This window comes from Novosphingobium sp. SG754, from assembly GCF_013149315.1.
GTDB classification, from domain to species: domain Bacteria; phylum Pseudomonadota; class Alphaproteobacteria; order Sphingomonadales; family Sphingomonadaceae; genus Novosphingobium; species Novosphingobium capsulatum.
Window position 1 is genome coordinate 1 of the sequence record NZ_JABGCC010000013.1, and the last position, 26,667, is coordinate 26,667.

The window sequence follows — 26,667 nt, forward strand, 5'->3', positions numbered from 1 at the left end:
CAACTCGCTACGACAAGCTGGCCGAAAACTTCCTCGCCATGGTCCAACTGGCCTCAATGCGGCTGTGGCTCCGTGTTTATGAGTCTACAGCCTAGCAACACTGCTCCTTGCGCAATCCGCCATCCAGAAGTTTTCCCTTAACCTGATCCAGTTAGGCAGTGTTGTGCGTTAAGTTTGGGGGTGGCAGTGAAGACTTCGTTGGCTCTTGCTTTGGTTGGTTCTTGCTTGATGGCGGTGCCATCTTGGCAGGCTGTTGCTACGACAGCGGGGGACTCGAGCCCCAACCCGCTCGCTTCGCGGTTGGTCGCCCTGACATTTCCAGCCGAAATGATCCGGCGAGACACCGCAACGACTTATGCGACAAACTTCCGCGCATCCATGCTGCGAAACCCTCAGGTGCAAGCGGCCATGCAGCGTACGCCCGGCCTGCTCGATACAATCGTCAACGCAGTGTCCATGAAGCTGGACCAAGTGCTTACAGCCCTTATTCCATCGTTGGAGAGCAACGCTGCCGCATCCTATGCTGCCAAGATGTCGCCGGCGGAGCTTCAAGCCGCAATCACATTTTACTCTGGCCCAGTTGGCCGGAAACTGGTGACGGCCACTCCTTCGGTCGTAATGGGCGACGATGTCCGAAAAATCCTTAGTTCTGCTGAGCTTGCTGAGTTTGCGGCTTTTTCGCAGTCATCGGCAGGGCAAAAAATGGGAGCGTTGAGGCCCCAGCAAACCAACGACATGCGCATGGCGGTCAATCATGCCCTGGAAGCTGCCGAGCCTCAAATAGACGCTGCTGCTAAATCCGCTGGCCAGGCGTATATCCGTGCGCACCAGCCAAAAAATCACTGAGTCTCGTTATCGACGGCAAAGAGAAACCTGGGGCCCCATCAGCGGCCTCTGGACCTGTCCGCGCGGCCTCGTCATGATCCTGTCGCAAAGCCTGTCCAGGGCGCCCATGGCATTGGCAAAAGGATGAACCCCATGACTGTTTCGCGCCGTTCGATCCTGGCCATGGGGGCCGGCGCGGCCATGCTACCCGGCGCCCGCGCTCTGGCCAGCACCTTGGCCCAGCGCCATGGCCGCCACGCCCGGCCGGCGCATCCCCTGGTGCTGGGGCATCGCGGCGCCTGCGCGCACCGGCCCGAACATACGCTGGCATCCTATCAACGCGCGGTGGCCGATGGCGCCGATTTCATCGAGCCCGATCTGGTTCCCACCCGCGATGGCGTGCTGGTGTCGCGCCATGAACCCAATATCGTCGACACCACCGACGTGGCCGCCCACCCCGAATTTGCCGCGCGCAAGACCACCAAGGTCATTGATGGCGAGCGGCAGGAAGGCTGGTTCGTCGAGGACTTTACCCTGGCCGAACTCAAGACCCTGCGCGCCAAGGAGCGGCTGGGCACGCTGCGCCCGGAGAGCATGGCGTTCGACGGGCAGTTTCCGGTGCTGACGTTTGACGAGATCGTGGCCTTTGCCGCCAAGGCCGCGCGCGGGCGCAAGCGGCCGCTGGGGATCATTCCCGAAATCAAGCATTCCAGCTATTTCCACAGCCTGGGCCACGATATGGAGGCCAAGCTGCTGGCGGCCATTCGCGCCCATGCCTGGCTGCAACAGGCCCCGGTGATCGTGCAGTCGTTCGAAGTGGCCAATCTCAAGCGGCTGCACGGCATGCTGGCGCCCTGGCGCAACATCGCGCTGATGCAACTGGCCGATGAGCCCGAAAAGCGCACGGGTGACGCCATCGCCAGCGGCGGCATGCTCACCTATGGCGCGATGCTGTCGGCCAGTGGCCTGGCCGATGTGGCCGGCTATGCCGATTGGATCGCGCCGTGGAGCCGGACCCTGATGCCTGAAACGGCAGACGGACGCCTGGCGCCGCCGCAGCCGATCATTGCCGATGCGCACCGTGCCGGGCTGCTGGTGGGTGCCTATACCTTCCGGCCGGAACCGCAGTTTCTGCCCGCCAGCCTGCGCCAGTGCGGCACCGCGCTGCGCTGCGAAAGCGGCAGTGTGGCAGAAATCCGCGCCTATCTTGCCGCCGGGCTGGACGGGTTCTTCACCGATGATCCTGCGCTGGGCCGTCGCGCGGTCGACGGGGTCTGATCATCCAGGGCAAATCCGCCCGTCTGTAATTTCCTGCGGCTTGGCGCTGGACTTTTTGCATTGCAGCGTATTTTATTGCGCTGCGACGGGCATCGCCAGGCCGCGCGCCGGATGCGGTGCGTGCGCCCGGCTCACCACATGCCTGCGCAGGGTTCATGTGGAAGGGAATGCGGTGAGCCAGCCAGCCGTGCTGTTTGTTTGCCTGGGCAATATCTGCCGCTCGCCGTTGGCCGAGGCTGCGTTCCGGGCCGAGGCCGTCAAGGCGGGCCTGGCCGTGACCATCGATTCGGCCGGCACTGGCGGCTGGCACGCTGGCAATCCGCCCGATCCGCGTGCGCAGGCGGTGGCCTTGCAACACGGCATCGACATTTCCCGCTATCGTGCCCGCCAGGTGACCGAGGCCGATTTCACCCGCTTTGGCCAGATCTATGCGCTCGATTCGCAGAACCTGCAGGATCTACGGCGCATGGCCCCGCGCCGCACCCTGGCGCGGATGGGCCTGTTGATGGATCTGGTGCCGGGCCGGGAAGGGCAGGCGGTGATCGATCCTTATTACGGCGACGAGCAGGATTTTCTCGAAGCCTGGGACGACGTAAGCGAGGCGGCCCGCCGCCTGGTGGCGCGGATGTTGCGCTAGGTTCTGGTAGTTCCCTTATCCCTCTTGATTTGCGCCGCGAAACGCACGAAAGCACCGCCCATGCCTGCACGCATCTATCAGCGCCCGAAAAATGCCATGCAGTCCGGCAAGGCCCGGACTGCCGACTGGCTCCTGGAATTCGCCCCGGCCGAGGCCAAGCGCCCCGATCCCCTGATGGGTTGGGCCGGTTCCGGCGATACCCAGCAGCAAGTCATCCTCACGTTCGAGACCGAGGCGGACGCCCGCGCGTATGCCGACAAGTATGGCATTGCCGTGCATGTCACGCCCACGCCGCCGCGCCGGCTCAAGCTGCAAAGCTACGCTGACAATTTCCGCTGATTGATCAAGCCGGCGCTTGCAATCGGCGCGCGCCGGCGCCATAGGGCGGGCCGGGAGTCGGGCGGACGTTTGCGTTCGCCAACCTGGTCAGGTCCGGAAGGAAGCAGCCACAACGGATTGCGGCGGGTCGCCCGGCTCCTTCTTAGCCCCACATTGTAATGCGCCGCCGCCTGGTCGATCGGATCAGGTCTGGTGCCCGGATGCCTTCATCCGCTCGCGCGCCGCCTCGCGCCCTTCCGTCGCCGGTACCAGGCCCATCGCCTTGCCCAGGCCGAAAGCGGGCATGTCCACATAGATGGTTTCGCTGCCGCCGGCTGGCACGGCATAGGTTTCGTGAAAAATGCCCACGCCACCGCGTTGCTGGCGCGCTGCCTTGTTGAACGCGACCCAGGCTGGCCAATGCGTGCGGTCGCGGCTGCGGGCATAGGCTTCCAGGCTGTCGAAATCGCGCCAGTATTGCACCAGCATGATCGTGCGCAGCCCCCGCAGCATGGGCTCATACCCCAGAAAGCCGCTATCGGGCGCAGCGGAAAGCTCGGCCAGCATCGGTCCCATGGCGCGCGACACAGGCAGCCATTCGCGCACGGCGCGGAAGCGGTTGATGCGCATGCCGATCAGGAACACGACCAGCGGCGTGGTGGTCTGGGCGGTGCGGCGGCCGGGCAGGATCGTGGGCATCACAAATTGGTATCAAATCAGAATCGCGGCGCAAGCTTGCGGGAAACCGCCTTGCCCCCGTTCGACATTTGCAGCCTTTGCGCCTACCTATGGGCGCGATGGCCGATTCAACCGACATGTTTGGGCACGAACCCGAAACCCCCGATGCCCCGCCGCAAGAGGCTGCGCCCAGCGCGGCCGAACTCGAAGCGGCCGGCCAGGGCGCGATGTTCGGCGATCCCGCGCCCGTGGCCAAGCCTGCGCCCGTTGCGCCCCAGCCTGTGCCAGCGCCTGCCGCTAAGCCAGCACCGGCCGCTGCGCCGGCACAGCCCTATCGCGTGCTGGCGCGCAAGTATCGCCCGCAAACCTTTTCCGCGCTGATCGGCCAGGAAGCCATGGTGCAAACCCTGGCCAACGCGATCCGGCGTGACCGGCTGGCCCATGCCTTCTTGATGACCGGCGTGCGCGGGGTGGGCAAGACCAGCACCGCGCGCCTTATCGCCAAGGCGCTCAACTGCATCGGCCCGGACGGGCAGGGCGGCCCGACGATCGACCCGTGCGGCCAGTGCGAACCGTGCCAGGCCATTGCCGAAGGCCGCCATATCGACGTGATCGAGATGGACGCGGCCAGCCACACCGGCGTGGACGACGTGCGCGAGATCATCGAGGCGGTGCGCTATGCCGCCGTCTCGGCCCGCTACAAGATCTACATCATCGACGAAGTGCACATGCTTTCGCGCAACGCGTTCAACGCGCTGCTCAAGACGCTGGAAGAACCGCCGGCGCATGTGAAGTTCCTGTTTGCCACCACCGAGGTGGACAAGCTGCCGGTCACGGTGCTCTCGCGCTGCCAGCGGTTCGATCTGCGGCGCATCCCGACCGCGCTGCTGGCCGATCATTTCGGCCACGTCTGCAAGGCCGAAGGGGTCGAGGCCGAGGCCGAGGCCCTGGCTATGGTCGCCGCCGCCGCCGAAGGCTCGGCGCGCGACGGGCTTTCGATCCTCGATCAGGCGATCAGCCATGCCGATCTGGCGGGCAGCGGCGATGGCTCGGTGATCACGGTTTCGGCCGCGCAAGTGCAGGACATGCTCGGCCTGGCCGACAAGACGCTGCAACGCCGCCTGTTTGCCGCCATGCTCAAGGGCGATGGCGCCGCGCTGCTGGCCGAAGTGGCACATCAATATTCCTTGGGGATCGAGCCGGTGGCCATGCTGCGCGCGCAGCTTGATCTGGTCCACAAGGTCACCGTCACCCAGATCAGCGGCCCTGAGGGTGAGGCCCGCTCGGCCGAAGAGGCTGCGGCGCTGCAGGGCTGGGCCGGCGATCTGGCGCCCGGGCAGTTGCACCGCCTGTGGCAGTTGCTGCTTAAGGGCCATGACGAGGTGAAGACCGCGCCCGATCCGCTGGTGGCGGCGCAGATGGCGCTGCTGCGCGTGCTGCACGCGGCCGACATGCCCGATCCCGGCGGCCTGGTGCGCAAGCTGGAAGAAATGCTGGCGCAAGGGCCCGCCCTGGCCGCGAGCATGGCCGCGCAGCCCGCGCCCGATGGCGCCCCGGCTGCAGCGATGCCGTCGGCGCCCGCCACGGGTATCGCCATGGATTGGCAAGCCCTGGTGGAGCAGGTGGAAGAAGTCTCGCCGCTCACCGGCGCCACCATGCGCCTGTCGGTCCGCCTGATCGAATTGCGCATGGGCACGCTGCGCTACCAGCTGGCGCCTGGCCTGCCGGGCGATCCCACGCCCGATATCAAGAAAGCGCTGCAGAACATCACCGGCCAGGCCTGGCTGTTGGAACGGCTCGACGGCGAAGCTGCCCAGGGTGCGCAGCCCAGCCTGGTGGAAGCCAAGGCTGCGCTTGAGGCCGAGGCCGAAGCCGCGATGCGCGCCGATCCGCTGGTGCGCGCTGCGCTTGAAGCCTTTCCCGGCGCTGAAATTCTCGACGAATCCAACCCCGCCACGGCTGAACGCCGGCCGTGGTCGCCTGCGCGGAGCAGACAAGCATGAAGTCCATGGAAGAAATGATCCAGGCGGCACAGAAGGCCGCCGAAACCATCCAGAAGCAGATGGAGGATGCCCAAGGCCGCCTCGACGCGATCGAGGTGGAGGGCGCTGCTGGCGGTGGCCTGGTCACCATCAAGGCTTCGGCCAAGGGCCGCGTGATCGGCGTGTCGATCGATGACAGCCTGCTTGTTCCGGCCGACAAGGGCATTCTCGAAGACCTGGTCGCTGCCGCCTTCAACGATGCGCGGGCCAAGGCCGATGCGGCCGCTGCCGAAGAAATGCAGAAGGTGCAGATGGCGGCCGGTATTCCGCCGGGCTTCAAGCTGCCGTTCTGAGCGACGGCGCAACCTTTCAAGATTACCGTTGTTTTCCCAGGGCTGCGCGCCTGATCGGCTTTTCGTTCAGCGCCCAGTCATGGTGAGACCGACTACGGGGACATGATGATCGTATTGCTTGCCGCTGCGTTGGCCGGGACCACGCCGATAGATGATGGCGCGCCGCCGCAGCCGGTTGCGGGCAGCCCTGCCGCGTCTGCCTCTGCCGTGACCGCGCCTGCCGCTCCTGCGACCGCGTCGGCCGTACCTTCTGCCCCCGAACAAGCGCCCGCCCGCGCACCCGATGGCCAGATTCTTCCCGTCATCGTGCTGCCCACGGTCACGCCGGTTGCCGCCAACGATACCGCTGCCGAGACGCAGCCCGCTGACGAAGGCGCCATTGTCGTCAACGCGCGGCGCGGCCCGCCGCCCGGCGACCCGGTCATCGCGCTCAACAAGGTGACCTTTGCCGCCACCCAGGCGGTTGATCGCGCGGTGATCGGGCCGGCCGCCAAGGCCTATGGCTCGATCGTGCCAGCGCCCATTCGCACGGGTTTCCGGCATTTCTTCACCAACCTGACCGAGCCGGTCATCGCGCTTAACTTCCTGCTGCAGTTGAAGCCGGGCAAGGCCGCCGAAACGCTGGGCCGGTTCGCCATCAATTCCACCATCGGGGTGGGCGGCCTGCTCGATGTGGCCGTGGCCAAGCCGTTCAAGCTGCCTTATCGCCGCAACGGCTTTGGCTATACCCTCGCCTATTATGGCGTGGGGCCAGGGCCGTTCCTGTTCGTCCCGCTGGTTGGGCCCACCACCCTGCGCGACGTGATCGGCCTGGGCCTCGATCGTGCGTTCCTGCCGGCGATTGTGGGCGGCCCGCTACGCAGCCCGGCCTATGTCACCGGCAGCTTCGTGGTGCGTTCGCTCAACGATCGTCTTGACGATGACCGCCGCATCCAGGCGATGCGCAAGGCTGGCGATCCCTATCTCGCCGCCAAGGAAGGCTATCTCGCCGCCCGCCAGGAGCAGATCGACGAGCTTAAGGGGCACAAGCACAAGGAAAAGGCCGCCCCGGCGCCCGATGCGCAGACGCCGCCTGCCGCGATGACTCCCGCGGCACCGGCACCGGCGCCAGCGCCCGCCGGGCCAGCGCCCACCGGGCCGGCGCATGCCCCGGATGGCCAGGTGCTGCCCCCGATCGTGCTGCCGGCGCCCGCGCCGGCCGCTACCCCGGCAACGGCACCAGCCACCACTACCCCCTGATCGGCGCACCGCCACCCCACAGGCCAAGTCCCGCGCAAAAAGGCTGAAAACCGGCAATCCCCAACCGTCTTGGCGCTTGGGCATTGCGGGGCGGCGCCTTGCACCCCATATCTGCCTCAAGCCCTGCCGGTTTGGGTTCATGTGCGGCAGGTGGGACGGACATTTGCACTTATGACTTTGTATCCCCTGCTGCCCTTGCGCGATATCGTGGTATTCCCCGGTATGGTCGTGCCGCTGTTTGTCGGCCGCGAAAAGTCGGTTGCCGCCCTGGAAACGGCCATGGCCGGGTCCAAGGACATCTTCCTGCTGGCCCAGCTTGACCCCGGCTGCGACGATCCCGATCGCGATGATCTCTATGAAACCGGCGTGATCGCCACGGTTCTCCAGCTGCTCAAGCTGCCCGACGGCACCGTGCGCGTCCTTGTCGAAGGCAACCAGCGTGCCGAGCTCAAGACGCTCAACGCGGAAAGCTCCAGCCACGGCGACATGCTGATGGCCGAGGTCGAGCCGATCGAGCCGGGCAGTGTCTCGGGCACCGAAGTGTCGGCGATGATGCGCTCGGTGGTCGATCAGTTCGCCGAATATGCCAAGCTTTCCAAGAAGCTGCCGCAGGATGCCGGGCAGCAGCTGGGCGATATCGAAGATGCCGGCAAGCTGGCCGATGCCGTGGCTGCCAACCTGGCGGCCAAGGTGGCCGACAAGCAGGCCGTGCTTTCGGAAAGCGACGCGCTCAAGCGCCTGGAAATGGTGCTTTCCTTCATGGAAGGCGAACTGGGCGTGCTCCAGGTGGAGCGCAAGATCCGTGGCCGCGTGAAGCGCCAGATGGAAAAGACCCAGCGGGAATACTACCTCAACGAGCAGCTCAAGGCGATCCAGTCGGAACTGGGCGGCGGCGACGGCGAGGAAGCCAACGAGATCCAGGAACTGCAGGACAAGATCGACAGCCTCAAGCTGTCGAAGGAAGCCCGCGCCAAGGCCAATGCCGAGCTGAAAAAGCTCAAGACCATGCAGCCGATGAGCGCGGAAGCCACTGTGATCCGCAACTATCTCGATGTGCTGCTGGGCCTGCCGTGGGGCAAGCGCTCCAAGCTCAAGAAGGATATCCCGGGCGCCCAGGCGGTGCTTGATGCCGATCACTACGCGCTGGACAAGGTCAAGGATCGCATCGTCGAATACCTGGCCGTGCAGGCGCGCACCAACAAGCTCAAGGGGCCGATCCTGTGCCTCGTTGGCCCGCCGGGCGTGGGCAAGACCTCGCTGGGCAAGTCGATCGCCAAGGCCACCGGCCGGCAGTTCATCCGCCAGTCGCTGGGCGGCGTGCGCGACGAGGCCGAAATCCGTGGCCACCGCCGCACCTACATCGGCTCGCTGCCGGGCAAGATCGTCACCAACCTGCGCAAGGCTGGTGCATCCAACCCTCTGTTCCTGCTCGACGAGATCGACAAGCTGGGCCAGGATTTCCGCGGTGATCCCGCTTCGGCCCTGCTCGAAGTGCTCGACCCCGAACAGAACGCCAAGTTCCAGGATCACTACCTGGAACTGGACATCGACCTGTCCGACGTGATGTTCGTGTGCACGGCCAACAGCCTCAACCTGCCGCAACCGCTGCTCGATCGCATGGAGATCATCCGCCTCGAAGGCTATACCGAGGATGAGAAGGTCGAAATCGCCGAGCGGCACCTGGTGAGCAAGCAGGTGGAAGCACACGGCCTGCGCAAGGGCGAGTTCACGCTGACGCAGGACGCGCTGCGCGATCTGATCCGCTATTACACCCGCGAAGCGGGCGTGCGCACGCTGGAGCGCGAAGTGGCCCGGCTCGCGCGCAAATCGTTGCGCAAGATCCTGGAGGGCAAGGAAAAGAGCGTGACCATCACGCCTGAAAACCTGGCCGAGTTCGCCGGCGTGCGCAAATTCCGCCATGGCGTTTCCGACGAGGAAAACCAGGTTGGCGCGGTAACGGGCCTGGCCTGGACCGAAGTTGGCGGCGAATTGCTGACGATCGAAAGCGTGACGGTGCCCGGCAAGGGCGCGGTGCGCACGACGGGCAAGCTGGGCGAAGTGATGAGCGAAAGCGTCCAGATGGCGTTCAGCTTCGTCAAGGCGCGCAGCCCTGCCTATGGCATCAAGCCGTCGATCTTCCAGCGCAAGGATCTGCATATCCACCTGCCCGAGGGCGCCGTGCCCAAGGACGGGCCGAGCGCGGGCATCGGCATGGTCACTGCGATGGTTTCGACGCTGACCGGTGTTCCGGTGCGTGCCGATGTGGCGATGACCGGGGAAGTGACGCTACGCGGCCGTGTGCTGGCGATCGGAGGATTGAAGGAAAAGCTGCTCGCCGCGCTGCGCGGTGGCATCAAGACGGTCCTGATCCCCGAGGAAAACCGCAAGGATCTGGCGGAAATCCCCGCCAATATCCGCGAAGGGCTGGAGATCGTGCCGGTGTCGCATGTCGACGAGGTGCTGGCACGCGCGCTGGTTGCCCCGGTGGAAGCGATCGAATGGACCGAAGCTGACGACCTTGCCACGCAGCCGGCGGCGGCCCCCCTGGGCGGCAGCCCGGCAGCGGCACGCACCGCGCACTGAGCGCAGTTTCTACCGTAGTTTGACGGGAGCCGCGCGCAACATCGTTGCGCGCGGCTTTTGCTTGCCCACAAGGTCGGCCACTATCGGGGATAAATTGCGGGTTTTGCGTGCTTTTGCCTTTGACAGCGCTTTTTTTCTCGGCTCTTTTCCGCCGCACCCGAAATCACGATTTTCCAACATTTGCTGTCCAGTAGATTGGTAGGGGGTTTCCGCACATGAACAAGAACGATCTGATCAGCGCCGTCGCCGATGTCAGCGGCCTGTCCAAGGGCGATGCCATCAAGGCTGTCGAAGCCGTGTTCGAATCGATTTCCGGCGCGCTGGCCAAGGGCGAGGAAGTGCGCCTGGTCGGCTTCGGCACGTTCTCGGTTGCCAAGCGCAAGGCGTCGACCGGCCGCAACCCCCGCACCGGCGAACCGATGGCCATCAAGGCTTCGGCCCAGCCCAAGTTCAAGGCCGGCAAGGGCCTTAAGGACGCGGTGAATTGACCCCATCGCGCCGCAAGGCAAAAAAAGAGGCCGCGTCGCATGCCGACGCGGCCTTTTTTGTGGAAAAAGAATTCCCGTGTTCCGCACAAAGGCGGTTCAGTCGTCCACGCCCGGGCGCGTGGCGGCGGCATAGAGGGCAATGGCGGCCGCGTTGGAGACATTGAGGCTTTCGATCGCACCGCTGATCGGCAGGCGGGCAATGGCATCGCAATGCTGCATCACGTTGTGCCGCATGCCTTCGCCCTCCGCGCCCAGCACCAGGGCCACCGGGCCGGCGGGCAGGGCATGGGGAAATTCCGCCTCGCCTTCGCCATCCAGGCCGATTCGCCAATAGCCGGCCTCGGAAATCGATTCGAGCGCGCGTGCCAGGTTCACCACCCGCACCCACGGTACCGATTCCAGCGCGCCCGATGCCGATTTGGCCAAAGTGCCTGATTCGGGCGGGGCATGGCGATCCTGCGTGATCAGCGCGGCCACGTCGAACGCGGCACAGCTGCGCAGGATGGCGCCCACGTTGTGCGGGTCGGTCACCTGATCCAGCAGCACCAAGGTGCGGCCCTCGGCCTCTTCCAGCACATCGTCCAGCGCCACGTCGTCCAGCGGCAGGCATTCCAGCACCAGGCCCTGGTGCGGCGCATCACGCGCCACCAGGCGCCCCAGATCCACCGCCTGGGCATATTCAACCGGCAGATCGCGCGGCAGCTCGGCGTCATGATCGTCCAGCATTTCCTGGATCGCCTCGCGCGTGCCCCACAGCTTCTTGGCGGTGCGGTTGGGGTTGGTCAGCGCTGCTTCCACGGCATGGCGGCCCCACAGCCGCACCGTGCCGGTGCTGCCACGGCCCGATCCGCGCCCACCCTGGTTGCGCCCGGCCCGGCCGCGCAATGAGCGGCTCTTCTTGCCACTGTCGTGGCGCTTGTCTTGGTCATCATCGTGGCGGGGCATTGCGAACACCTGTGCATAAAAATCGAAAACTGCATCGCCCTTAGCCAGCCCCCCCATTGACAGGCAAGCGATGGTTCGCCAAAGGGCCTCTCACTCGGCCGGACGGACCGGATCGCTTGCAGCGAAACGGCCCATTCAAATGCAGGAAAGCCTTGGAAAAGGCGCTCCTCGCACCGGCAAATCTGGTGTGGACAGGTGGCCGAGTGGTTAAAGGCAGCAGACTGTAAATCTGCCCGCGCAAGCGTACGCTAGTTCGAATCTAGCCCTGTCCACCACCAGTACTCAATTTCCTTAGTTTTCACGGGATATACCTCGTTTTGAGGCGGGCCTCACGGCCGCCCCGGCCTTTGCGGCAGCGTCACCTGCGGGTTTGGCGTGGCGCTGGGCACCAGGCCATAGTCGTAGGTCTCGCTGGCTTTCCAGGTATGGCCGCAAACCACATTGGTGCACTGGTAATAGATCTCGCGGTGGGTGTCGGTAACCGGCCGGCTCGATCGCCGTTGACCCGGTTGGTGGCAATGGGGGCAATGCAGGCGCCCGGTGCGCGGCTGCCCCGTGGTGGGGGATGGCATGGTGGATCTCCATTTATATCGATAAATCTATAATGCACCAATCTATCGTCTGGGCAATAGATAAATGAATTGCCGATTTATAGTTTAATCTATAAACCTCTATCCATGACACTGGGTGATCGCATTGCCGCGCGAATCAGCGCGTTGGGCCTGTCGCAGGCGGAACTGGCGCGCCGCGTCGGCATTTCACAGCCGAGCGTGAACCACCTCATCCGCAAGGGGGCGCAAGGGTCGCGCCATATCCACGCCATAGCCCGCGCTCTCGAAACGAGCGTGGAATATCTCACCGGTGAAACCGATGACCCCGCCAACGATGGTCGCCGTGCGCCATCGGTTTCGGTAGTTGCCGGAGCCATGGGCCTGGTTGCCGTGCGCGAGGTCGATCTGGCGATCGGCCTGGGCGCCGCCTATATCGACCAGCCTATCGCCGATGTGCAGCGCATGTTTCCGCGCGAATGGCTCGATCTCTATACCCGTGCCCCGGCGGAAAGTCTGATCATTGCGCGCGGTTCCGGGGACAGCATGATCCCCACTATTCTCGATAACGATCTGCTGCTGATCGATACCAGCCAGGCGGTGCCGCGCCTGGCCGATCAGGTCTGGGCGGTCAGCTATTGCGGGCTGGGCTGCGTCAAGCGTCTGCGGCCCAGCAAGGATGGCGGCTGGCTGCTGATGGCCGATAATCCTGCCATTTCCCCAATCACCGCCTATGACGGGGAATTGCACGTGCTGGGCCGCGTCGTGGCCTATTTCCGCAAGATGTAGCACGCCATGGTCCGTGCCAGCCGGGGATAGCCGGGCAGGGCCAGCGCCATCGCCAGCAGCGCTGCTGCGGCCGGCTGCCATTGGTGCAGGCCGGCATAGCAGGCTGCCACCGTGGGAAATACCGGCAGGGCGAGGCATTCGCGCCATACCAGCCCATGCCGGCCGGCGGGCCAAAGGCGCAGCCCCAGCCGGGCAATCGTGATCGTGCAGGTCGCTGCCAAGCTGATCAGCCAGCAGGGCCAGAACGGGGTGTGAAGGGGGATCATTGCGTGGTTCCTTTTGCGGTTGCCTCACCACAAAAGCCCAATTTGCCGCCCGGCGCGATGCCACCCTGTTGTGCAGTTTCCTTATACAACAAGGCTTTGCATGTAGTTGGGACGGCGCTGGTCGATCCCTGACAGCGGTTGGTGGCACTGGTGTGCGCCATACGCTTGCCGCGCGACGCGCCAGCGCCTAGACCGGCGGCATGCCTGGTGACATTTTTGACAATCGCGGACGCGGCAATGCCGGTTGGTCCTGGCCCTCCATCCATCCCGAAGGACGCAAGTTCGGCGCCATTGCCGGTGGCATCGCGCTGATCGCGGCCATTTTCGGCGGCAGCATCGTGGCCTGGCCGTTCGTGTTCCTCACGCTGGGGGTGCTGGCGTTCTTCCGCGATCCGGTGCGCGTGACCCCGCGTGACGATCGCTTTGTGGTGGCGCCGGCCGATGGCCTGATCACGCTGATCCAGAAGGTGGCCCCGCCGCGCGAGCTTTCGGCCGACGATGGCAGCGGCCTTGCCGCCATGGACCCGACGCCGGTTACCCGCGTGTCGATCTTCATGTCGGTGTTCGACGTGCACGTGAATCGCACCCCGATCGGTGGCACGATCCGCCGCGTGGTCTATATTCCTGGCAAGTTCCTCAATGCCGATCTCGACAAGGCGAGCGAGGAAAACGAGCGCCAGCACTTCCTGGTGGAACGCAGCGACGGCGTGAAGATCGGCTTTACCCAGATCGCCGGCCTGGTTGCGCGGCGCATCGTGCCGTTCGTCAAGAGCGGAGACATCGTCGCCGTGGGCCAGCGGGTTGGCCTCATTCGCTTTGGTAGCCGCGTTGACGTTTACCTGCCCGTCGGCACGGAGCCCAAGGTGCTGATCGGCCAGCGCGTGGTGGCCGGCGAAACCATCCTGGCCGAAATCGGCGATGCACCGCTGATCGAGGGCATCAGCCAGTGACCTTGCCGGCAGAGGACGAAGAGGCATTTTCGGGTGAAGACTTTGGCCGCCACCGGCTGCCGCGCGGGCTTACCCTGCGCGCGCTGGTGCCCAATGCCATTACCTCTGCTGCGCTATGCTGCGGGCTGACCGGTATTCGCTTTGCCATTGGTGGTGATTTCCGCGGCGCGGTGCTGGCGGTCATTCTTGCCGGCATGCTCGACGGCATCGATGGCCGTGTGGCGCGGCTGATGAAGGCGCAATCGCGCTTTGGCGCCGAGCTGGACAGCCTGTCTGACGCCATCTCGTTTGGCGTGGCGCCGGCGCTGATTCTCTATTTGTGGTCGTTGCAGCAGATGCCGCGCTTTGGCTGGTTTGCTGCGTTGGCGCTGGCGGTATGCTGCGCCCTGCGCCTCGCCCGCTTCAACGCCCGCATCGACATGGAAGAGCAGCCCCACAAGTCTGCCGGCTTTCTTACCGGCGTTCCCGCCCCGGCCGGCGCCGGCCTGTCGTTCCTGCCGCTTTACCTGTGGGTGGCGAGCGGCCGCGACGAGTTTCGCCAGCCGATCTTCGTGGCGATCTGGGCCGCGCTCATGGCCTTCATGATGATTTCCAACTTGGCGACGCCGGGCTGGTCATCGTTCCGCCCGCGCAAGACTATCCGGTTGGAACTTATCGCGCTGACCGGGCTGGTCTTTGCGGCCTTACTGACCGAACCCTGGCTTACGCTGGTGGGAATTTGCGCACTTTATCTGGTGCTCATTCCGGTTGGCGTGGTGCGCTATGCCCGGCTCAAGCGGCAGCGCGCCGCGCCGCTTTCGTAACCACGCCAGCAGCCGGGCGCGGCGAGGGGCGGCGCACCGTGCTGCGCACCATCGGCGGCAGGGCAGGGGTCGCCGGCGCTGCAGTGGCCAGCGGGCTGTCGATCAGCCGCGCCAGGAAAGCGCGATCGAGTTCCAGCGCATCGGCCTGTTCCAGCGCGCGGGCATCGGCCAGCAACTGGCGAATGGCGCCAAGCTGGCCGCGCCAGGTGGCCGCAACGGCAACCAGGGCTGCAACGCCGGCGCCGGCAATGACGAGCGAAGCGAGAATGGCGAGCATGGCGATGCCTTTCCGAAGACAAGAGGGCAGGTGCCAAGCAGGGCGTCCTGTGCCCAAGGCTTGACAGCAAGCGCTTGTGTTGTGGATAACTCGATCGTTCCTGAACGGTTCCTGTTTGGCCCGTCGACGCCCCAAATGTTCCACTTTTGTTCCGGTGCGTCAACTGGAATTTCAAACACATCTGCGCTCATGCTAAGTGTTTGTGCTTATGTCGAAAATCGATGAAACAGTGTTCGCGGCGCGGTGATTCGGGCGTGGAACAGCTGCGCCAGGGCGTGTTTTGCCTGCGCCGGGCAGGTTATCCCCGCGAATCACTGCTAAGGGCATTTCCGGTGGCATTGCCGCTTTGCGCGCGCTATGGGCGCCGCAGCCCAGCGGTGATTCGCGGCATTTCCGCCGCCATCATGACAGCAGGGCCAGTCCACATGGGGCGCGCACATACCGGTGCCAGCTGCGGGTTCTCCGCGCGGTTCCAGCGCTCCAGAGGTGAAACCGGAAGGAAATGATTATGGCGGCTCCCGTCGTCACCATGCAGCAACTGATCGAGGCCGGTGCCCACTTCGGCCACCAGACCCACCGCTGGAACCCGCGGATGAAGCCGTACATCTTCGGCGCCCGCAACGGCATCCACATCCTCGACCTGTCGCAGACCGTTCCGCTGATGTCGCGCGCGCTCGAGTTCATCTCGGCCACCGTGCAGGCCGGCGGCAAGGTGCTGTTCGTCGGCACCAAGCGCCAGGCGCAGGAACCGATCGCCCAGGCCGCCCGCGCTTCGGGCCAGCACTATGTCAACCACCGCTGGCTGGGCGGCATGCTCACCAACTGGAAGACCATCTCGGGCTCGATCAAGCGCTTCAAGGCGCTGGAGGAACAGCTTTCGGGTGACACCGCCGGTCTCACCAAGAAGGAAGTGCTCCAGCTCACCCGCGAGCGTGACAAGTTCGAATTGTCGCTCGGCGGTATCCGCGACATGGGCGGCATCCCCGACGTGATGTTCGTGATCGACGCCAACAAGGAAGAACTGGCGATCAAGGAAGCCAACGTGCTGGGTATCCCAGTCGTGGCGATCCTCGACTCCAACGTTTCGCCCGAAGGCATCGCGTTCCCGATCCCGGCGAACGACGACGCCAGCCGCGCCATCCGCCTCTATTGCGAAGCCGTGGCCGCCGCTGCCACCAAGGGCGGCCGTGACGCTGCCTATGCTTCGGGCGTGGACCTGGGCGCGCTGGACGAGCCGGTTGCCGAAGAAGCCGTCGAAGGCTGATTGCAGGCTGACATGACGGGGGCGGCGCCGCGATCGGCGCCGTCACCGAATTGTCCCGTTTCATGAAGTAGGGCCGCGGCGCGTGCAGCCGCGGCCGCACCGTTTCAGACAAAGGACAAACGCGATGGCTTACACCGCCGCTGACGTGAAGAACCTGCGCGAGCGCACTGGCGCCGGCATGATGGACTGCAAGAAGGCGCTCGACGAAGCTGCCGGCGATTTCGAAGCCGCGGTTGACGCGCTGCGCGCCAAGGGCCTTGCCGCCGCCGCCAAGAAGTCGAGCCGCACCGCCGCCGAAGGCCTCGTGGGCGTGGCCGTTTCGGGCACCAAGGGCGTCGCCGTCGAAGTGAACTCGGAAACCGACTTCGTCGCCAAGAACGACCAGTTCCAGGACTTCGTGCGCAAGTCGACCGAAGTGGCGCTGGAAACCGGCGCGGCCGACGTGGAAGCTCTCAAGGCTGCTGCCTATCCGGACGGCGGCACCGTGGCCGACAAGCTGACCAACAACGTTGCCACCATCGGTGAAAACCAGCAGCTGCGCCGCATCAAGCACGTCGCTGTGTCGAACGGCATCGTCGTGCCCTACATGCACAACGCCGCTGCCACCAACCTCGGCAAGATCGGCGTGCTCGTCGCGCTCGAATCCGAAGCTGGCGCCGACGTGCTCGAGCCGCTCGGCAAGCAGATCGCGATGCACATCGCCGCTGCTTTCCCGCTGGCGCTCAATGCCGAAGACCTCGACGCCGAGCTGATCGCCCGCGAACGCAAGATCGCGGCTGAAAAGGCAGCTGAAAGCGGCAAGCCCGCCGAAGTGCAGGCCAAGATGGTCGATGGCGCCGTGGCCAAGTATGCCAAGGAAAACGCCCTGCTGTCGCAGCTGTTCGTGATGGACAACAAGACCCCGATCGCCCAGGTCGTCGAAGCGGCTGGCAAGGCTGCTGGCACCAAGATCGCCCTCGTTGACTACGTCCGCTTCCAGCTGGGCGAAGGCATCGAAAAGGAAGAGACCGACTTCGCCGCCGAAGTGGCGGCCGCTGCCGGCATCAAGTAAGCATCGCTTTTCGCGTCCCCGCGCAACCGGGGCCTGGCCTTGCCCGTGCGGCAATGCGCCGGGTTCCTGTTGCAGCGGGGACGTTTGCGTTTGCGAAAACCGCAGCGGCGCCCTTGGCAGGGCCTGTGCGCTGCGTATAAGGGCGCGACCAGGGGTGGAGGGGCCGCCGGTTGCGCGCCAACCCGCCTTCATCCCGACCCTTTTTTGCGAGACCCGGACGCCCCATGACCACCCCTGCAAAGTTCAAGCGCATCCTGCTCAAGCTTTCCGGCGAAGTGCTCATGGGCAACCAGCAGTTCGGCATCGATACCGATTTCGTCGCCGCGCTCGCCGCCGAAGTGAAGGCTGCCAAGGAAACCGGCCTCGAAATCTGCCTGGTTATTGGCGGCGGCAACATCTTTCGCGGGATGGCTGGCGCTGCCAAGGGCATGGACCGCGCCCAGGCCGATTACATGGGCATGCTGGCCACGGTGATGAACGCACTGGCGATGCAGTCCGCCCTCGAAAAGCTGGGCGTCGACACCCGCGTGCAATCGGCCGTGCAGATGGACCAGGTGTGCGAACCCGTCATCCGCCGCCGCGCCGAACGCCATCTGGCCAAGGGCCGCGTGGTGATCTTTGCCGCCGGCGTTGGGGCGCCCTATTTCACCACCGATTCCGGCGCAGCGCTGCGTGCGGCCGAAATGCAGTGTGATGCGCTGTTCAAGGGCACCAGCGTCGATGGCGTCTATAATGCCGATCCCAAGAAGGACGCGGCGGCCAAGCGCTTTGACACCATCGACTATGACACCGTGCTGGCGCACAACCTGCAGGTGATGGACGCCTCGGCCGTGGCGCTGTGCCGCGACAACAATATTCCCATCGTCGTGTTCTCGATCCGCGAGCAGGGCAATCTTGCCCGCGTGCTGGCCGGAGAGGGCACGCAGACCATCGTTCGGAAGGAAGCCTGATCCATGGCAAAGTATGACAAAGGCGATCTTGAGCGCCGCATGAAGGGCGCTGTCGAATCGCTCAAGGGCGATCTCGCCGGCCTGCGCACTGGCCGTGCCAACACCGCGCTGCTCGATCCGATCACGGTCGAAGTCTATGGCAGCCACATGCCCTTGAACCAGCTGGCCACCGTTTCGGCGCCCGAACCGCGCCTGCTTTCGGTGCAGGTGTGGGACAAGTCCAACGTCGGCCCGGTGGAAAAGGCGATCCGGTCTGCCGGCCTTGGCCTTAACCCCATCAACGACGGCAACAACCTGCGCCTGCCGATCCCGGACCTGACCGAGGAACGCCGCAAGGAACTGGCCAAGCTGGCCAGCAAGTATGCCGAAGGCGCCCGCATTGCCGTGCGCAACGTGCGCCGCGATGGCATGGAAGCCTTGAAGGCTGACGAGGCCAAGAAGGAAATCTCGGAAGACGAGCGCAAGCGCCTGGAAACCGAAGTCCAGAAGCTGACCGACGAGACGATCAAGGCCGTGGACGACGCTGCCGCCCATAAGGAAAAGGAAATCCTGGGCAAGTGAGCGCCGCGCCGGTTCCCGTGCCGCAGGTTCGCGACGGGGGCGATGGCGCCCCCTTGGCCCGCCACGTTGCCATCATCATGGATGGCAACGGGCGCTGGGCCAAGAAGCGGTTCATGCCCCGTGCGTTTGGCCACAAGCGCGGCGTGGAAGCCGTGCGCGCGGCCGTGCGCGCCGCGGGCGACCTGGGGCTCGAGGCGCTGACGCTCTATGCCTTCAGCTCAGAGAACTGGAAGCGCCCGGCCGACGAGATTTCCGATCTCATGGGCCTGCTGCGCGCGTTCATCCGCAGCGATATCGACGAGATCGACCGCAATGGCGTGCGGCTCAAGATCATCGGCGAATATCGCGCGCTAGCGCCCGATCTGGTGCAACTGATCGATGATGCCGTGGCGCGCACCGCCGGCAATACCCGGCTCACGCTGGCAATCGCGCTCAACTATGGCTCGCAGCAGGAAATTGCCCGCGCCGCCGCCCGCGCCGCTGCCAAGGGCGAGATCACGCCCGAAACCATCGCGGCCGAGCTTGATACGGCAGACCTGCCGCCGCTCGACCTGCTGATCCGCACTTCGGGCGAGGTGCGCCTGTCGAATTTCCTGCTGTGGCAGGCCGCCTATGCCGAAATGGTGTTTACCCCGGTGTTGTGGCCCGATTTCACCCCCGATCACTTGCGCGCCGCGCTTGATCAGTTTGCCGAGCGGGAGCGGCGCTTTGGCGGACGTTGATCCCGCCGTGGCCGCACAACCGCAACCGGCCAAGCGTTCCGACCTGCCCGTGCGCCTGGCATCGGCCGTGGTCATGCTGGGCGTGGCTGGCCTGGCCGTGTGGCGCGGCGGGGTGGCGCTCGATGCCTTCATCGCGGCTGTCGGCCTGGTCGTATTTGGCGAATATGTTCGCCTGGTGGCACGCATCGCGCCCGATCCGGCGCGCATGGTCGCCGGCGTCATTACCGGCGCGGTCTATATCGGCTGGGGCGCCCTGGCGCTGATCGTGATGCCCACGCCCTTGCTGGTGGCGGTCATGGGCCTGGTGATCTGCACCGATACCGGCGCCTACTTCACCGGCCGTGCGCTCGGCGGCCCCAAGATTGCGCCGCGCATCAGCCCGTCGAAAACCTGGTCGGGCCTGGCTGGTGGCATGGCCGCTGCCGGGCTGTGGACCGGGCTGTTCACGCTGGGCGGCGCCTGGCTGATCAGCGGCCTTGGCCCCACCGGGCCGAGCCTGGCAGAGGCGTTGCACATCGCGAACCTGGGTGTGGCAGCCCTGGCCGGCGCCGTGTTGGCCGTGGCGGCGCAGGCGGGCGATTTCTACGAATCGTGGCTCAAGCGGCGGGCGGGGGTCAAGGATTCCTCGCGCCTCATCCCGGGGCACGGCGGCTTTTTCGATCGCGTTGACGGGCTGTTGCCGGTGGCCATCATCGTCGGCACGGCCTGGGCGCTGGGGGCACCGGCATGACCGCGCAACGTTCCATCACCATCCTGGGCGCGACCGGTTCGATCGGCACGTCGACGCTCGATCTGGTGCGCCGCAATCCGGCCGAGTTCCGTGTCGAGGCGCTGACCGCGCATGCCCAGGTGGCCGAACTGGCCGCGCTCGCCCGCGAATTTTCCGCGCGCCTGGCCGTGGTCGGTGATCCTGCCCGCCTGGCAGAGCTGCGTGCGGCGCTTGCCGGCACCGATGTCGCGGTGGCCGCCGGCCCCGACGCGTTGGTCGAGGCGGCCGCGCGTGGCGCCGATATTACCGTGGCCGCGATCGTTGGCTGTGCCGGCCTGGCGCCTACCATGGCGGCGATCGAATGTGGCCGCACCGTGGCCTTGGCCAACAAGGAAGCGCTGGTTTCCGCAGGCGAGGTGATGACCGCGGCCGTGGCGCGCAGCGGCGCAACGTTGCTGCCGGTCGATTCGGAGCACAACGCGATCTTCCAGTGCCTGGCGGGCAATGCGCCCGAGCACGTGCGGATGATCACGCTGACTGCCAGTGGTGGCCCGTTCCGCGATTGGGCGGCCGATCGCCTGCCCCATGCCACCCCGGCCCAGGCGGTAAAGCATCCCAATTGGTCTATGGGCGCCAAGATCAGCGTCGATTCGGCCACGATGATGAACAAGGGGCTCGAGTTCATCGAGGCGTTTCACCTGTTCCCCGTAGGCGTGGAGCGCCTGCGCATCTTGGTCCATCCGCAATCGATCGTGCATTCGATGGTCGAATATCGCGATGGCTCTACCCTGGCGCAGCTTGGTCCTTCAGATATGCGCGTGCCGATCGCCTCGTGCTTGGCCTGGCCGGCGCGGATGGACACGCCCTGTGCGCCGCTCGATCTTGCCGAGATCGGCGAACTCACGTTTCGCCAGCCCGACGAATCGCGCTTTCCCGCCACCCGCCTGGCGCGCGAGGCGGTGATCGCCGGCGGCGCTGCGCCGGCCGTGCTCAATGCCGCGAATGAAATCGCGGTGGCTGCGTTCCTGGCTGGTAAGATCGGGTTCACGCAAATCGTGGCATGTGTACAGGCTGTGCTGGATCGTGGCCTGCCGCCGCCGCCTGCCTGCCTGGCAGATGTGATTGCGGTTGACCACGAAGCCCGCTTGCGCACACATGCGCATATGGAGCCCGTTCGTTGATGCAGACCCCCGGCCTATTGATCAGTTTTCTGGGCTTCGTGCTCGTGCTGGGGCCACTCGTCTTCCTTCACGAACTGGGTCACTATCTGGTTGGTCGCTGGTGCGGGGTAAAGGCCGATGTCTTTTCCATCGGCTTTGGCCGCGAACTGATCGGCTGGACCGACAAGCGCGGCACGCGCTGGAAGCTCTCGCTGCTGCCGCTGGGTGGTTATGTCCAGTTCGCCGGAGACATGAGCCCGACGAGCAAGCCGACGTCGGAATGGCTGGCATTGCCGGCGGCAGAGCGCAACCGCACGTTCCAGGCCAAGGCGCTGTGGCAGCGCGCGCTGATCGTGCTGGCGGGCCCGGTTACCAATCTGCTCGTCGCGCTGGTCATCCTGTCGGGCTTTACCATGGCCTATGGCAAGCTCGTGGTGCCGCCCGTGATCGGCGTGGTGCAGCCCGGCTCGGTGGCGGAAAAGGCTGGCGTGCGCGTGGGCGATCGCGTCGTGGCGATGCGCGGAAGCGCGGTCGATACTTTCCTCGACGTCAAGATGACCGTGGCGCAGCATCCCGGCGAACCACTTGACCTGGTGGTGGAACGCGGTGGCAAGCGCCAGACGCTGCCCGTGGTTGCCGGCACCCGCGCGGATTCCGATCGCTTTGGCAACGTTCAGAAAATCGGATTTATCGGGGTGGGCCCGGCCAGTGTCGAACTGGTCCGTGTCGGCCCGCTGGCGGCAGTGGCCGATGGCGCACGGCAGATGCGCGGCATTGTCGACACCATGGTCACCGGCATCGTGCAGATCGCAACAGGTCGGCGCGAGGTGAAGGAACTGGGCGGCCCGATCAAGATCGCCAAGTTTTCCGGCGAGCAGTTGGTCTCGGGCTGGCAGCCATTCGTGTTCTTCGTCGCGCTGATTTCGATTAATCTGGGATTCATCAATCTCTTGCCAATTCCCGTGCTCGACGGGGGGCATCTGGCCTTCTACCTGGCAGAGGCGGTGCGCCGCCGGCCGGTCAGTGCGCGCGGCCAGGAATGGGCGTTTCGCACCGGCCTGGCGCTGGTGGTGGCCCTGATGCTGATCGTCACGGTCAACGATGTTGCCTCGCTCGACCTGTTCGGTGCGCATGGCCTGTTTGGAGCAAAGGTTTTCGGCGGCTGACCGGTTTGGTTGGCGCCGCATGGGCGCAGGATGATCGGCCAGCGGCCGGGCAGGGGGCTCGGCAGGCCGAAGGCGCATTATTTTCCACAATATGCGGGGTGAATGCGGTGCCTTGCACCATGCTTGCTTGATTGGCACAGCGGCATCGGGCACAGGGCTGCGGTGCCGAAAATCCGGCAACCGCCATCGTGGCGGAACATTACGAATTCAGACGGGATGGCGCTTGGTGATGAATGAACGGTACGCGAGCCTGACCGCCCCCGCCGCAGCGCGGGCATCGAACCCGGCAACGGCGCGGGTTTCGACTCTCGCGGTGGCGCTGCTTGCCTCGACCACGCTGGGCAATCCGGCCCTGGCGCAGAGTGCGCCCAAGGCAAAGGCCGCGTCTGCTCCGGCACCTGCCACTGCCCCGGCCAACGCTCCGGCCGCGCCCGCCGTGGCTGCGCCGGCCGAACCGGTGCAACTGGTGCGTTCGATCACCATCGACGGTGCCCAGCGCCTCGAACCCGATACGATTCGCTCCTACATCCGCCTGCGCGAAGGCGATCGCTATACCCAGGCCGCGGCCGACCAGGTGCTCAAGGACCTGTTCGCCACTGAACTGTTTGCCGACGTGCAGGTGCGCAACAACGCGGGCGCGGTGACCATCCAGGTCAAGGAAAACCCGGTCGTCAACCGCATCATCCTGGAAGGCAACAAGCGCCTCAAGGAAGACAAGATCCTGCCCGAGATCAAGCTCTCGGCGCGCCAGATCTTCACGCGGTCCAAGGTGCGCGCCGACGTGTCGCGCATCATCGAGCTGTACAAGCGGCAGGGCCGATTCGCCGCCTCGGTCGAGCCCAAGATGGTCATGCTCGACCAGAACCGCGTCGATATCGTGTTCGAGATCACCGAAGGGCCCAAGTCCAAGGTTCGCCAGATCAACATCATCGGCAACCAGCAGTTTTCCGATACCGAACTGCGCACCGAGATGGTGACCAAGCAGGCCCGCGCGTTCCGCCTGTTCTCGTCGGGCACCAGCTACGATCCCGATCGCCTCGCGTTCGACCAGCAGAAGCTGCGCCAGTTCTACCTGACCAAGGGCTATGCCGATTTCCGCGTGGTTTCGGCCGTGGCCGAACTGACGCCGGACAAGAAGGACTTCATCATCACCTACGTGGTGGAGGAAGGGAAGCGCTACAAGTTCGGCGACGTGAAGGTGGACAGCCAGCTGCGCGAGATCGACGGCGACAGCCTGGTCAAGAAGCTGCCGATGAAGGCGGGTGACTGGTACAACGCCAAGCTGGTCGAAGACACCGTCGACAGCCTGAGCGAGACGGCCGGCAGCCTGGGCTATGCCTTTGCCAACGTGCAGCCCGATTTCGCGCGGAACAAGGATGACCTCACCATGGGCATCACGTTCCGCATCGCTGACGCGCCGCGCGTCTATGTTGAACGTGTCGATGTCAACGGCAACACGCTGACCCAGGACAAGGTGATCCGTCGCGAATTCCGCCTCGCGGAAGGTGACGCGTTCAATTCCTACCAGATCAAGCGCTCGTCCAACCGCATCAAGTCGCTCGGCTATTTCCAGGAAAAGTTCGAGGTTGAGCAGAAGCCGGGCACCACGCCCGATCGCATCGCGCTCGAAGCCAACGTGGAAGAAAAGCCCACCGGCGAACTGCAGCTCTCGGCCGGTTTCTCCAGCCTGGAAAGCTTCATCTTCCAGGCCTCCATCCGCCAGAACAACTTCCGTGGTCGCGGCCAGACGCTGGGCCTCTCGGTCGATTATTCCTACTATTCGCGCAGCGTCCAGCTGAGCTTTACCGAGCCCTATCTGTTCGATCGCAACATCTCGATGGGCGTTGACGTCTATCGCCGCGATTACAACAGCTTCAACTACCTCAATTCCAACCGCAACACGACGTACAAGCAGACCACGACCGGCTTCCAGATCCGCGCCGGCGTGCCGCTGACCGAGTACATGTCGCTGATCGGCCGCTACACGTTCAACATCGATGACGTGACGCTGGACGAGGCCACCTATTACCTCAACGGCACCTGCAGCCCGCTGCTGGCCGGTCGTTACCTGTGCGATGCCATTGGCCACCGCACCAGCTCGATCTTCGGCACCTCGGTGGTCTACGACACGCTCGACAACCGCCTGCGTCCCACCAAGGGCACCTCGTGGCTGCTGAGCGGCGACATCGCGGGGCTGGGTGGCTCGGTCAAGTATGCCCGCATCACCGCCAATGCTGCGCACTATTGGCCGGTGGGCAAGGGCTTCGTGTTCAGCCTGCGCGGCGAAGGCGGCGCGATCGAGCCGCTTGCCAGCCGTTCGTCGGATCCCACCGTGGACGATGTGCGCCTGACCGACCGCTTCTTCCTCGGCCAGCCGCAGATGCGCGGCTTCGACATTCGCGGCGTGGGCCCGCGCGTGCTGCGCAAGTACTACTCGCGCAATTCCGATGGCACGTTCGGCGCGATTACCACCGACCGCAATTCGTGGGCGGACGACGCCCTGGGCGGCCGTTACTACTATATCGGCCATGCCGAGCTTGAAATTCCGCTTGGTGCCGGTGCCCGCGAAATGGGCCTGCGTCCGTCAATCTTCATGGACGCCGGTGCGGTGTGGGGCGTGCGTCGCCCGGCCACCAGCACGGGCGTGGTGCTCTATACCGATGCGCTTACCGGCAAGATCACCACGGCCGCCAATGCCTCTGACGGCACGGCCAACAGCACATACCAGAAGTACGACGAAGTCTTCGTTGGCAACTCGCCGCAGCCGCGCATTTCGATCGGCATCGGCGTTAACTGGAACTCGCCCTTCGGCCCGTTCCGCATCGACTTCGCCAAGGTCTTGAAGAAGGTCGACGGCGACGACACCCAGCCCATCACTTTCAACGTGGGAACCCAGTTCTGATGAAACTCCGCATTGCCTCGGCCCTGATCGCGGGCCTGATGATCTCGGCTGCCCCCGCAGCCATGGCCGCAGCCCCCGCCGCCGCGTCGACCGCTCCGGTTGCCAACGGCATCGCCTATGCCAATCCGCAGGCGATCGTCGGTTCGTCGTCGGCCTATCAGACCGCGATGCAGCAGCGCCCGGTCACCTACAAGGCCCAGATCGACCAGGCCAAGACCCGCAGCGACCAGATCAACGCCCAGCTCAAGCCGCTGGCCGACAAGTTCCAGGCTGATCAGAAGAACCCCAAGGCCGATCGCGCTGCGCTCGAAGCCGAAGTGGGCCAGATCCAGCAGATCCAGGAAGACGGCAAGCGCGAGATCCAGCAGATCCTCGCCCCGCTGAACCTGGCTGAACAGTATGTGATCGAGCAGATCTCCGACAAGCTGGACGAAGCCACGCAGCGCGCGATGGCCAAGCGTCGCGCCACCATCGTGCTCGACGTGCAGGCTGTGGTGAAGGGCGATCCGGCCTCGAACATCAGCCAGGACATCCTGACCGAACTCAATGCCCTGATCCCCACCGCGCAGCTCGTGCCGCCGGCTGGCTGGATGCCGCGCGCCCAGCGTGAAGCGATGGCGCAGCAGCAGGCCCAGCAGGGCGCCGCGCCCGCCGCTTCGGGCGCCAAGGCGCCGGAAGGCCGCTAAGGCAAGGCATACGGGGATCCAATGACGCAGGAAGTCCAGGCCGAAACGGCCGCGCCGCTCTCGTTCGACGTGACCAAGGTGATGGCGGCGCTGCCGCATCGCTATCCCTTGCTGCTGGTCGATCGCGTGGCCTCGCTCGTGGTGGGTGAACGCATCCATGCGATCAAGGCCGTGACTATGAACGAGCAGTTCTTCCAGGGTCATTTCCCCGGCCGGCCGATCATGCCCGGCGTGCTCCAGATCGAGGCGCTGGCCCAGGCGGCCGGCGTCCTCGCGGTGGAAACGCTCGGCCTCGCGGGCTCTGGCAAGCTTGTCTATTTCATGGCGATCGAAAACGCGAAGTTCCGCACGCCGGTAGAGCCGGGTTGCCTGCTCGACCTGCACGTGGAATTCACGCAGATGCGTTCGCGGGTGTGCAAGTTTGCCGGCAAGGCCATGCTGGGTGACAAGATCGCCACCGAGTGCAGCTTTACCGCAATGATCGCCGATAGCTGAGTTAGTCAGCGCTTACGGTACATGACTCGACAAGCGGCGCCC

At 65.1% G+C, this 26,667-nt stretch carries 28 protein-coding genes, 1 tRNA gene, 1 other RNA gene and 1 pseudogene; 26 read left to right on the forward strand and 5 right to left on the reverse strand.

Annotation, left to right across the window (positions count from 1 at the left end):
- The 6 genes and pseudogenes from FHW97_RS19935 to ffs all read left to right on the forward strand — a co-directional run.
- Window positions 1-95 (forward strand): annotated as a pseudogene (locus FHW97_RS19935) (IS5/IS1182 family transposase); the annotation flags it as partial.
- A gap of 313 nt (window positions 96-408) precedes the next feature.
- Window positions 409-846 (forward strand): DUF2059 domain-containing protein, encoded by a 438-nt coding sequence (locus FHW97_RS19940; protein ID WP_171799596.1) that lies wholly within the window; start codon window positions 409-411, stop codon window positions 844-846.
- Between the two features lie 132 nt (window positions 847-978).
- Complete coding sequence (locus FHW97_RS19945; protein WP_253941909.1) at window positions 979-2,103, forward strand: glycerophosphodiester phosphodiesterase family protein; 1,125 nt, start codon at window positions 979-981, stop codon at window positions 2,101-2,103.
- Window positions 2,104-2,275: 172 nt separating this feature from the next.
- Window positions 2,276-2,740 carry a low molecular weight protein-tyrosine-phosphatase gene (locus tag FHW97_RS19950; protein ID WP_028658140.1) on the forward strand — a complete coding sequence of 155 codons (465 nt, stop codon included), beginning with the start codon at window positions 2,276-2,278 and terminating at the stop codon, window positions 2,738-2,740.
- 60 nt (window positions 2,741-2,800) lie between these two features.
- Window positions 2,801-3,079: an ETC complex I subunit gene (locus tag FHW97_RS19955; RefSeq protein ID WP_022677337.1), complete on the forward strand. Its 279-nt coding sequence runs from the start codon at window positions 2,801-2,803 to the stop codon at window positions 3,077-3,079.
- 50 nt (window positions 3,080-3,129) lie between these two features.
- An RNA gene (gene ffs / locus FHW97_RS19960) (signal recognition particle sRNA small type) lies at window positions 3,130-3,224 on the forward strand.
- A 38-nt stretch (window positions 3,225-3,262) separates the two neighbouring features.
- Here ffs and FHW97_RS19965 read toward each other — a convergent pair.
- Complete coding sequence (locus FHW97_RS19965; protein WP_171799599.1) at window positions 3,263-3,757, reverse strand: DUF4188 domain-containing protein; 495 nt, start codon at window positions 3,755-3,757, stop codon at window positions 3,263-3,265.
- Window positions 3,758-3,855: 98 nt separating this feature from the next.
- On the opposite strand from FHW97_RS19965, the gene FHW97_RS19970 reads away from it, so the two are divergent.
- The 5 genes from FHW97_RS19970 (at window position 3,856) to FHW97_RS19990 (ending at window position 10,381) form a co-directional block, all read left to right on the forward strand.
- Window positions 3,856-5,739 (forward strand): DNA polymerase III subunit gamma/tau, encoded by a 1,884-nt coding sequence (locus FHW97_RS19970; protein WP_253941910.1) that lies wholly within the window; start codon window positions 3,856-3,858, stop codon window positions 5,737-5,739.
- Window positions 5,736-6,071, forward strand: coding sequence for a YbaB/EbfC family nucleoid-associated protein (locus FHW97_RS19975; protein WP_022677334.1), 336 nt, complete (start codon window positions 5,736-5,738; stop codon window positions 6,069-6,071). Before FHW97_RS19970 ends, FHW97_RS19975 begins: the two co-directional genes overlap by 4 nt.
- Before the next feature lie 102 nt (window positions 6,072-6,173).
- On the forward strand, window positions 6,174-7,310 hold the full coding sequence (locus FHW97_RS19980) for a VacJ family lipoprotein (protein ID WP_171799600.1): 1,137 nt from the start codon (window positions 6,174-6,176) through the stop codon (window positions 7,308-7,310).
- 171 nt (window positions 7,311-7,481) lie between these two features.
- Window positions 7,482-9,893 (forward strand): endopeptidase La, encoded by a 2,412-nt coding sequence (gene lon / locus FHW97_RS19985; protein WP_028658138.1) that lies wholly within the window; start codon window positions 7,482-7,484, stop codon window positions 9,891-9,893.
- 215 nt (window positions 9,894-10,108) lie between these two features.
- The gene (locus tag FHW97_RS19990; RefSeq protein WP_022677331.1) at window positions 10,109-10,381 is read left to right on the forward strand and encodes an HU family DNA-binding protein; all 273 of its coding nucleotides are present in this window, start codon (window positions 10,109-10,111) and stop codon (window positions 10,379-10,381) included.
- A gap of 96 nt (window positions 10,382-10,477) precedes the next feature.
- On the opposite strand, the gene rlmB is transcribed toward FHW97_RS19990, so the two are convergent.
- Window positions 10,478-11,326: a 23S rRNA (guanosine(2251)-2'-O)-methyltransferase RlmB gene (gene rlmB, locus FHW97_RS19995; protein WP_171799601.1), complete on the reverse strand. Its 849-nt coding sequence runs from the start codon at window positions 11,324-11,326 to the stop codon at window positions 10,478-10,480.
- Window positions 11,327-11,515: 189 nt separating this feature from the next.
- Here rlmB and FHW97_RS20000 point away from each other — a divergent pair.
- A tRNA-Tyr gene (locus FHW97_RS20000) sits at window positions 11,516-11,601 on the forward strand.
- Between the two features lie 54 nt (window positions 11,602-11,655).
- Here the strand turns inward: FHW97_RS20000 and FHW97_RS20005 are convergent.
- Window positions 11,656-11,898 (reverse strand): ogr/Delta-like zinc finger family protein, encoded by a 243-nt coding sequence (locus FHW97_RS20005; protein WP_082209206.1) that lies wholly within the window; start codon window positions 11,896-11,898, stop codon window positions 11,656-11,658.
- Window positions 11,899-12,003: 105 nt separating this feature from the next.
- Here FHW97_RS20005 and FHW97_RS20010 point away from each other — a divergent pair, with 105 nt between their 5' ends.
- Window positions 12,004-12,663 carry a S24 family peptidase gene (locus FHW97_RS20010; protein ID WP_022677329.1) on the forward strand — a complete coding sequence of 220 codons (660 nt, stop codon included), beginning with the start codon at window positions 12,004-12,006 and terminating at the stop codon, window positions 12,661-12,663.
- Here the strand turns inward: FHW97_RS20010 and FHW97_RS20015 are convergent.
- The gene (locus tag FHW97_RS20015) at window positions 12,645-12,929 is read right to left on the reverse strand and encodes a hypothetical protein (RefSeq protein ID WP_171799602.1); all 285 of its coding nucleotides are present in this window, start codon (window positions 12,927-12,929) and stop codon (window positions 12,645-12,647) included. The two genes, FHW97_RS20010 and FHW97_RS20015, sit on opposite strands and share 19 nt — an antisense overlap.
- Before the next feature lie 200 nt (window positions 12,930-13,129).
- Between FHW97_RS20015 and FHW97_RS20020 the strand changes: the two genes are divergently transcribed.
- Window positions 13,130-13,879, forward strand: a complete 750-nt coding sequence (locus FHW97_RS20020; RefSeq protein ID WP_022677327.1) for a phosphatidylserine decarboxylase — start codon at window positions 13,130-13,132, stop codon at window positions 13,877-13,879.
- 2 nt (window positions 13,880-13,881) lie between these two features.
- Window positions 13,882-14,682 carry a phosphatidylcholine/phosphatidylserine synthase gene (locus tag FHW97_RS20025; protein ID WP_168352909.1) on the forward strand — a complete coding sequence of 267 codons (801 nt, stop codon included), beginning with the start codon at window positions 13,882-13,884 and terminating at the stop codon, window positions 14,680-14,682.
- Here FHW97_RS20025 and FHW97_RS20030 read toward each other — a convergent pair.
- A complete protein-coding gene (locus tag FHW97_RS20030) occupies window positions 14,651-14,959 on the reverse strand; it encodes a hypothetical protein (protein ID WP_168352831.1) in 309 nt (102 codons plus the stop codon). The two genes, FHW97_RS20025 and FHW97_RS20030, sit on opposite strands and share 32 nt — an antisense overlap.
- Window positions 14,960-15,467: 508 nt before the next feature.
- Between FHW97_RS20030 and rpsB the strand changes: the two genes are divergently transcribed.
- The 11 genes from rpsB to fabZ all read left to right on the forward strand — a co-directional run bounded on the left by rpsB (window position 15,468) and on the right by fabZ (window position 26,625).
- Window positions 15,468-16,223 carry a 30S ribosomal protein S2 gene (gene rpsB / locus FHW97_RS20035; RefSeq protein ID WP_062784960.1) on the forward strand — a complete coding sequence of 252 codons (756 nt, stop codon included), beginning with the start codon at window positions 15,468-15,470 and terminating at the stop codon, window positions 16,221-16,223.
- A 124-nt stretch (window positions 16,224-16,347) separates the two neighbouring features.
- The gene (tsf, locus tag FHW97_RS20040) at window positions 16,348-17,274 is read left to right on the forward strand and encodes a translation elongation factor Ts (protein WP_107718250.1); all 927 of its coding nucleotides are present in this window, start codon (window positions 16,348-16,350) and stop codon (window positions 17,272-17,274) included.
- Window positions 17,275-17,498: 224 nt separating this feature from the next.
- Complete coding sequence (gene pyrH / locus FHW97_RS20045; RefSeq protein WP_022677323.1) at window positions 17,499-18,224, forward strand: UMP kinase; 726 nt, start codon at window positions 17,499-17,501, stop codon at window positions 18,222-18,224.
- Between the two features lie 3 nt (window positions 18,225-18,227).
- Window positions 18,228-18,785, forward strand: coding sequence for a ribosome recycling factor (gene frr, locus FHW97_RS20050; RefSeq protein ID WP_022677322.1), 558 nt, complete (start codon window positions 18,228-18,230; stop codon window positions 18,783-18,785).
- Between the two features lie 77 nt (window positions 18,786-18,862).
- Window positions 18,863-19,507 (forward strand): polyprenyl diphosphate synthase, encoded by a 645-nt coding sequence (uppS, locus tag FHW97_RS20055; RefSeq protein ID WP_051146413.1) that lies wholly within the window; start codon window positions 18,863-18,865, stop codon window positions 19,505-19,507.
- A complete protein-coding gene (locus FHW97_RS20060; protein WP_062784958.1) occupies window positions 19,494-20,237 on the forward strand; it encodes a phosphatidate cytidylyltransferase in 744 nt (247 codons plus the stop codon). The genes uppS and FHW97_RS20060 overlap by 14 nt, the downstream gene beginning before the upstream one ends.
- Window positions 20,234-21,397: a 1-deoxy-D-xylulose-5-phosphate reductoisomerase gene (locus tag FHW97_RS20065; protein WP_171799603.1), complete on the forward strand. Its 1,164-nt coding sequence runs from the start codon at window positions 20,234-20,236 to the stop codon at window positions 21,395-21,397. The genes FHW97_RS20060 and FHW97_RS20065 overlap by 4 nt, the downstream gene beginning before the upstream one ends.
- Window positions 21,394-22,542 (forward strand): RIP metalloprotease RseP, encoded by a 1,149-nt coding sequence (gene rseP, locus FHW97_RS20070; RefSeq protein ID WP_171793861.1) that lies wholly within the window; start codon window positions 21,394-21,396, stop codon window positions 22,540-22,542. The genes FHW97_RS20065 and rseP overlap by 4 nt, the downstream gene beginning before the upstream one ends.
- Window positions 22,543-22,771: 229 nt before the next feature.
- Window positions 22,772-25,444, forward strand: a complete 2,673-nt coding sequence (bamA, locus tag FHW97_RS20075; protein ID WP_171799604.1) for an outer membrane protein assembly factor BamA — start codon at window positions 22,772-22,774, stop codon at window positions 25,442-25,444.
- Window positions 25,444-26,130: an OmpH family outer membrane protein gene (locus tag FHW97_RS20080; RefSeq protein ID WP_022677316.1), complete on the forward strand. Its 687-nt coding sequence runs from the start codon at window positions 25,444-25,446 to the stop codon at window positions 26,128-26,130. Before bamA ends, FHW97_RS20080 begins: the two co-directional genes overlap by 1 nt.
- A gap of 21 nt (window positions 26,131-26,151) precedes the next feature.
- The gene (fabZ, locus tag FHW97_RS20085; protein WP_022677315.1) at window positions 26,152-26,625 is read left to right on the forward strand and encodes a 3-hydroxyacyl-ACP dehydratase FabZ; all 474 of its coding nucleotides are present in this window, start codon (window positions 26,152-26,154) and stop codon (window positions 26,623-26,625) included.
- Window positions 26,626-26,667: the final 42 nt, after the last annotated feature.